Origin of the sequence: Lysobacter daejeonensis GH1-9, from assembly GCF_000768355.1 — a bacterium.
Lineage (GTDB): Bacteria > Pseudomonadota > Gammaproteobacteria > Xanthomonadales > Xanthomonadaceae > Aerolutibacter > Aerolutibacter daejeonensis.
In genome coordinates this window covers 1-6,429 of record NZ_AVPU01000055.1, presented here as the reverse complement: position 1 = coordinate 6,429, position 6,429 = coordinate 1, and the positions used below count along the sequence as shown (strand labels likewise).

The following is a 6,429-nucleotide window of genomic DNA, read 5'->3' as shown; positions in this document are numbered from 1 at the left end:
CGCGCGCCTGCCGCGCTTCGCGCGCGGCGGCGGCCTTGCGCTGCGTTTCCGCCCGTGCGGCCGCGGCGCGCAGACGCCCCAGCAGTTGCTCCAACCCCTTCGCATCCCGACCCAACGCCTGCTCGCGCGAGCGGCGATCGCGATAACGCGAATCCAGTTCCGCCACCAGCGTGGCGCGCGCCCTGCGGTCCTGTTCCAGTTTCACCAGTTGCTGGCGCTGCTGCATGCGTGCGCTTTCCAGCGAGCTGCGGCGCTGAGCCACTTCCCGCTCCACCGCGTCCAGCGCCTGCAGTTCCTGGGTCAACACCGCAATGCGCCGGGTACGATCGCGCTGCACGTACCGGTGGTAGGTCAGTACGCGGTTGGCATCGGCCACCCGGTCCTGCGCCAGCATCACCTTCAATGGCGCCGCGCCGCCTTGCGCATAGGCCGCGCGCACCAGCTTCGCGAGTTCGTCCTTGTGGGTGGCAACGCGCGCCCGCAGTTCGCCGCGTTGACGCTGCAGGTCCGCGAGCGCGGCCGCGTCGCCGCTCATCCGCCGCTCGGTTTCACGCAGGCTGCGCGCGGACTGGCCCACCTGTTCGTCCACCTCGCGCAGCCGCCGCGAGGCGCTGCCACGCTCGCCCTCCAGCTTGCGGCGCTCGGCCGCCACGCTGTCGAGCTCGCGCTTGACCGATTCGAGCTTGCGCTCGGCGGCGCTGCGGTCCTGCGCGGGCGCGCCGGCGATGCCCAGCATCGCGAGCATGGCACCGGCGAGGGCCGCGCGCATCGTCCGCATCAGCCCACCAGCAGGCTTTCGCCGCTCATCTCGGCCGGCTTGGGCACGCCCAGCAGGTCGAGGATGGTGGGGGCGACGTCGCGCAGCGCACCGCCGCTGCGCAGCGTGGCCGCGCGCGGGCCGACGTACACGAACGGCACCGGGCCGACGGTGTGCGAAGTGTGCGGTTGGCCGGTCTCGGGATCTCGCATCATCTCGACGTTGCCATGGTCGGCGGTGACCAGCAAGGCACCGCCCACGTCCTGCACCGCCTGCCACACCGCGCCGATCGCCACGTCCACCGCCTCGGCGGCCTGGATTGCCGCGGCAAGGATGCCACTGTGGCCGACCATGTCGGGGTTGGCGATGTTGCAGATGGCCACGTCGATGGCGCCGGAGCGGATTGCGGCGACCAGCTTGTCGGTGACCTCCGGGCAGCTCATTTCCGGCTGCAGGTCGTAGGTCGCGACCTTCGGGCTAGGCACCAGCACGCGCGTCTCGCCCTCGTACGGATCTTCACGGCCGCCGCTGAAGAAGAAGGTGACGTGCGCGTACTTCTCGGTCTCGGCGATGCGCAGTTGCTTGAGCCCCTGCGCAGCGAGCACCTCGCCCAACGTGTGGCGCAGGTCGTCCGGCGCGAACGCCACCGGCGCCGGCAGTCGCGCGTCGTATTCGGTCAGGCACACGAAACGCGACAGCGCGGGGCGGCGCGCCTCGAAGCCGTCGAAACCTGGCGACACGAACGCGGCCGTCAACTGGCGCGCACGGTCGGCGCGGAAGTTCATGAACACCACCGCATCTCCATCGCGCATCGGCGCGGGCGCGCCGATCACCGTCGCGGCCACGAACTCGTCGTTCTCGCCGCGTGCATAGGCGTTGGCCAATGCGGTCGCCGCATCCGGAGCCACGTGTTCGGCGATGCCTTCGACAATTGCGTCCCACGCCTTGCGCTGGCGGTCCCAGCGCTTGTCGCGGTCCATGGCGTAGTAGCGGCCGCACACCGTGGCGATGCGTGCATTGCCGGCCTTGGCGCAGGCGGTTTCCAGCGCTGCCAGGCTCGGCGCCGCGGACTGCGGCGGCATGTCGCGGCCATCGAGGAACGCATGCACCGCCACCTGCGGCACGCCTTCGCGGCGCGCCAGTTCGAGCATCGCGAAGATGTGCGCCTCGTGGCTGTGCACGCCGCCGGGCGACAGCAGGCCCATCAGGTGCAGTGTGCCGCCGCTGGCCTTGGCCGCCGCGCAGGCCGCGCGCAGCTCGACATTGGCGAAGAAGCCGCCGTCCTCAATCGCCGCATCGATGCGGGTCAGGTCCTGGTAGACGATGCGGCCGGCACCGAGGTTCATGTGCCCGACCTCGGAATTGCCCATCTGTCCGTCCGGCAGGCCGACGTGGCGGCCCTCGGTGTGGATCAGGGTGTGCGGCGCGCTGGCCAGCAGGCGGTGCCAGTTCGGCAGCTGGGCTTGGGCGAGAGCGTTGTCGTTGGGGTCGTCGCGGTGGCCCCAGCCATCGAGGATGAGCAGCACCACGGGCTTGGGGCGCGCGGCCGCGCGGGCGGAGGCGGCGACCGCCGGGGAGGAAGCAGACACGTCGGGGGTCCTGTGACTTCGGGCAGATGCCCGGACTTGGCGTTGGTGCGATTGTAGCGAAGAGGCCTGTACCGCAGTCCTGACCCCGCCGGCCCCCCGGCACGTACAACCGGCCCCGCGCTGGAATGCCGAGTTAAACCGGCGCCCCGCGCGGAGCATCCAACGGTCATCACACCCGACATGGAGTTCCCGCGATGCGCAATGTTCCCGCCCTGCTTACCCTGTCCGCCATCTTGGCCCTGCCCCTCGCCGCCAACGCCGCGGTGGGCGATCCCGACATCAGCAAGGTCAACGGCAGCATCACCGTGGAGGACGGCGGTCGCCAGGGCGAGCTCAACACCGTCAACGGCAGCATCCGCATCGGCAGCAACGCCCGTGTCGGCGAGGCCACGACCGTCAACGGCAGCGTGCACGTCGCCGACATGGTGCAGACCGGCGACCTCGGCACGGTCAACGGCAGCGTCCGGGTGGGCCGCAACGTCACTGTCAATGGCAGTATCGAAACAGTAAATGGCAGCATTTTCGTCGATCGTGGCGGCAAAGTGCGTAAAGACGTCAGCACCGTAAATGGCGGCATCGGCCTGGTCGACACCGACGTTGCTGGCGGCATCGAGACCGTCAGCGGCGACACCACCGTCGGCATCGGCTCGCACGTGCGGGGCGGCATCCATTACGCCAAGCCGGGCAAGATCTGGTTCTCGACCAAGCAACGCGACCCGCGCGTGGTCATCGGGCCCGATGCCCGGGTGGACGGGCCGCTGGTGTTCGAGCGGAAGGTCGAGTTGCTGGTCCACAGCAGCGCGGTGATTGGCCCGGTCACCGGGGCCACCGCGGTTCGTTTCAATACGCCGACGCCGCCGGCGCGCTGAGCCGCACGCGCATCCCATCCGGGCAGCGCGCCCGGTCAGCCATGGAGGCCGGCCTGTTGGCGCGCCATTGGGCATCTGCACCCAACGCCCAATGGCGCCCTCCCGGGAACCTGTGCCTAGAATGCGGTTCCGCCGCTGTCCGGCGTGAACCGCACGAGGCCCCATGTCCCGCATTCCGCTCCACCCCGCGACCGGTCTGGTCGCCGCCGCCCTGGTCCTGGCGGCGTGCAGCAAGACGCCCGAATCGGCGCCTGCTGCGCAAGCCCCGGTCGAACCAGCCACCCCCGCCCATGCCTTCACCGCCGAGATCAACGCCGCCGACTTCGGCGAGCGGGTCAAGGCACTGGCCTCCGATGACTTCGAAGGCCGCGCCCCGGGCAGCGCCGGCGAGCAGAAGACCGTCGAGTACCTCAAGGCCCAGTTCCAGCAGATGGGCCTGAAGCCCGGCAACGGCGACAGCTACTTCCAGACCGTGCCGATGGTCGAAACCACAGCGGATGAGTCCACGGTACTCAAGCTGGACGTCAACGGCCAGCCGCGCGAGTTCAAGTTCGGCACCGACATGGTCATCGGCACCACCACCGGCCAGGCCGAGGTCAAGGTCGATGGCAGCGACCTGGTATTCGTCGGCTACGGCGTCAACGCGCCGGAGCTGGGCTGGAACGATTACGCCGGCCTGGACGTCAAGGGCAAGACCGTCGTCATGTTCGTCAACGACCCAGGCTTCCATCAGCAGGATCCGGCGCTGTTCGAAGGCAAGCGCATGACCTACTACGGCCGCTGGACCTACAAGTTCGAGGAAGCCGCGCGCCAAGGCGCGGCGGCCGCGCTGATCATCCACGACACCGAGGGTGCATCCTACGGCTGGGACGTGGTCAAGAACTCCTGGTCCGGTGCGCAGTTCAACCTGCCGGCCAAGGACGATCCTGAGCCGCGCCTGCCCGTGCAGGGCTGGATCACCGGTGACGTCGCCCGCCAGCTGTTGGCCGACCTCGGCCAGGACCTCGACGCCCTGTACAAGGCCGCCGGCAAGAAGGGCTTCAAGCCGATCGCGCTCAAGGGCAAGCTGTCGGTAGACCTGAAGAGCGCCATCGCCGAGAAGTCCTCGCAGAATGTCGTGGCCGTGCTGCCCGGCACCAAGCGCCCGGACGAGACCGTGGTCTACATGGCGCACTGGGACCACCTGGGCAACCACGCCGACAGCCACGCAGGCGCCCCCGCCGCACCGTCGGGCGAGGACCACATCTACAACGGCGCCGTCGACAACGCGACCGGCGTGGCCGGCATCCTCGAGATCGCCGAGGCCTTCGCCAAGCAGAACCCGGCCCCGGATCGCTCGGTGGTGTTCCTCGCCGTCACCCTGGAGGAATCCGGCCTGCTCGGCTCCAAGTACTACGTCGCCCACCCGGCCTTCCCGCTGGCCAAGACCGTCGCGGTCATCAACCTCGACGCCATGCCCGTCATCGGCCGCGCCAAGGACATGACTGTCGTCGGCCACGGCAGCTCGGAACTGGAAGACCTGCTCAAGGCCGTCGCCGCCGAACAGGGCCGCACCCTCACCCCGGAAGCGACCCCGCAGGACGGCTTCTACTTCCGCTCCGACCACTTCAACTTCGCCAAGGCTGGCGTACCGGCGCTGTATGCCAAGGGCGGCGACGACCTGGTCGAAGGCGGTGCCGAAGCCGGGCACGCCGCGCAGCGCGACTACCGCGACAACCGTTACCACAAGCCCAGCGACCAGTTCGATCCGGCATGGAAGATGGACGGCGTGGTGCAGGACCTGCAGGCGCTGCATGGCGTTGGCAAGCAGCTGACCGCCAGCGAACAATGGCCGCACTGGTACCAGGGCAACGCCTTCCGTGCGGCCGAGCAGAAGCTCCGTGCTACCGCCAAGTGAGCCTTTGACACGACCGGCCAACCACCGGTCATGAGCCACCGACGGCGCCCACGCGGCGCCGTCGGTGTTTTCACGCTACGCTTCCGCACGCCTGTTCACGGAACCGCGCGAATGCCCCTCGCTGTCGCCTACTGGTGCGTGCTGATCGCCGCCTTGCTGCCCTATCTTTGGGTAGTCGTGGCCAAGACCCGCGGCGAGCGCTACAACAACCACGATCCGCGCGGCTGGCTGCAGCGGCAGGAAAGCCGCCTGGTGCGCCGCGCCAACGGGGCGCACCTCAACGCGTTCGAGGCATTTGCACCGTTCGCCGCCGGTGTGGCGATGGCGCAATTGGCCGGGGTCGCACATGCGACCATCGCCGCCCTCGCGGTCGCCTTCATCACGTTCCGCGTACTGCACGGTGTGCTTTACCTCACCGACCACCATTCGCTGCGCAGCCTGACCTGGGCCGCCGGCTTCGGCTGCGTCCTCGCCCTGCTCGTGCAGGCCGCCCTCCACGTCTGAGAACCCATGCCCCTTTCCCTACCCGCGGACTGCCGCATGCTGGAACTGGCCCTGCGCGAAGATGGTTTTGCCTTCATCGGCGCCGGGGTGATGCGCGCGCTGCTTGGCGATGGCACCGCCCACGACACCCGGGCATGGGCCAACTTTGCGTCCAGCTGGCACGATCTGGCCGAAGACAGCTATCTCGCCCAGGTCGGGCTGCGCCGCCGCCGTCGCCATGCCGTATTCGTCGCCAACGTCAGCGGCGAATTGCACCGCGCGGCCCACCAGCCTCACTACCAGAGCCGCGACTACAACACGCTGCAGGGTGGCATCGAACGCTGGTTCGAGCCGATCCGCCCTGATGTCGCTGACTGCGCGCCGATGCGCCGGCTGCTCGGGTTCGCCCACGCCCTGTTCGGCGGTCTCGCACCGCAGGTCACGCAGTGGCACGTGGAAGTCCACCAGTTCCGCATCGAAGCCTTGCCCGAGCGCCACGGCCAGCCGACGCCCGAAGGCATGCATCGCGATGGAGTCAACTTCGTGATGGTCGTGTTGATCGATCGACACAACATCACCAGCGGCACCACCAGCATCCACGCCCTGGATGGCGGCGAAATCGGCAGCTTCACACTCACTCGCCCTTTGGATACCGCGTTCGTCGACGACGGTCGCGTCTATCACGGGGTGACGGCCGTCGCGCCGCTGGATCCGGCACAGCCGGCATGGCGCGATGTACTGGTTGTGACCTTCCGTGCAGCAGTCGGACCCGCGGGAAGTTGAACGCCCAACCCGCGTGGTTCGATGACCGAACCGGTTGGTCTTGAGCAGTCG

6 protein-coding genes are annotated in these 6,429 nt (G+C 68.9%); 4 read left to right on the top strand and 2 right to left on the bottom strand.

Annotated features, from left to right (window positions below; genetic code table 11):
- Together N800_RS14740 and gpmI are read right to left on the bottom strand one after the other, a co-directional pair.
- Positions 1-778 (bottom strand): murein hydrolase activator EnvC family protein (locus N800_RS14740; protein ID WP_425476525.1); only part of this gene is annotated, 778 nt, incomplete at its 3' end.
- Positions 778-2,346, bottom strand: coding sequence for a 2,3-bisphosphoglycerate-independent phosphoglycerate mutase (gene gpmI / locus N800_RS14735; protein WP_052108303.1), 1,569 nt, complete (start codon positions 2,344-2,346; stop codon positions 778-780). The genes N800_RS14740 and gpmI, both read right to left, overlap by 1 nt.
- Before the next feature lie 194 nt (positions 2,347-2,540).
- Here gpmI and N800_RS14730 point away from each other — a divergent pair, with 194 nt between their 5' ends.
- The 4 genes from N800_RS14730 (at position 2,541) to N800_RS14715 (ending at position 6,378) form a co-directional block, all read left to right on the top strand.
- Positions 2,541-3,215 (top strand): DUF4097 family beta strand repeat-containing protein, encoded by a 675-nt coding sequence (locus tag N800_RS14730; protein WP_036140385.1) that lies wholly within the window; start codon positions 2,541-2,543, stop codon positions 3,213-3,215.
- 163 nt (positions 3,216-3,378) lie between these two features.
- The gene (locus tag N800_RS14725; protein ID WP_052108302.1) at positions 3,379-5,112 is read left to right on the top strand and encodes a M28 family metallopeptidase; all 1,734 of its coding nucleotides are present in this window, start codon (positions 3,379-3,381) and stop codon (positions 5,110-5,112) included.
- A gap of 111 nt (positions 5,113-5,223) precedes the next feature.
- The gene (locus N800_RS14720; protein WP_036140383.1) at positions 5,224-5,616 is read left to right on the top strand and encodes an MAPEG family protein; all 393 of its coding nucleotides are present in this window, start codon (positions 5,224-5,226) and stop codon (positions 5,614-5,616) included.
- A gap of 6 nt (positions 5,617-5,622) precedes the next feature.
- Complete coding sequence (locus tag N800_RS14715; protein WP_084087739.1) at positions 5,623-6,378, top strand: 2OG-Fe dioxygenase family protein; 756 nt, start codon at positions 5,623-5,625, stop codon at positions 6,376-6,378.
- The last annotated feature ends 51 nt before the right edge of the window (positions 6,379-6,429 follow it).

Excerpts from the sequence above, each read along its gene's own strand:
- N800_RS14730 (WP_036140385.1), top strand. The coding sequence starts at position 2,541 with ATGCGCAATGTTCCCGCCCTGCTTACCCTGTCCGCCATCTTGGCCCTG.
- N800_RS14725 (WP_052108302.1), top strand. The coding sequence starts at position 3,379 with ATGTCCCGCATTCCGCTCCACCCCGCGACCGGTCTGGTCGCCGCCGCC.
- N800_RS14720 (WP_036140383.1), top strand. The coding sequence starts at position 5,224 with ATGCCCCTCGCTGTCGCCTACTGGTGCGTGCTGATCGCCGCCTTGCTG.
- N800_RS14715 (WP_084087739.1), top strand. The coding sequence starts at position 5,623 with ATGCCCCTTTCCCTACCCGCGGACTGCCGCATGCTGGAACTGGCCCTG.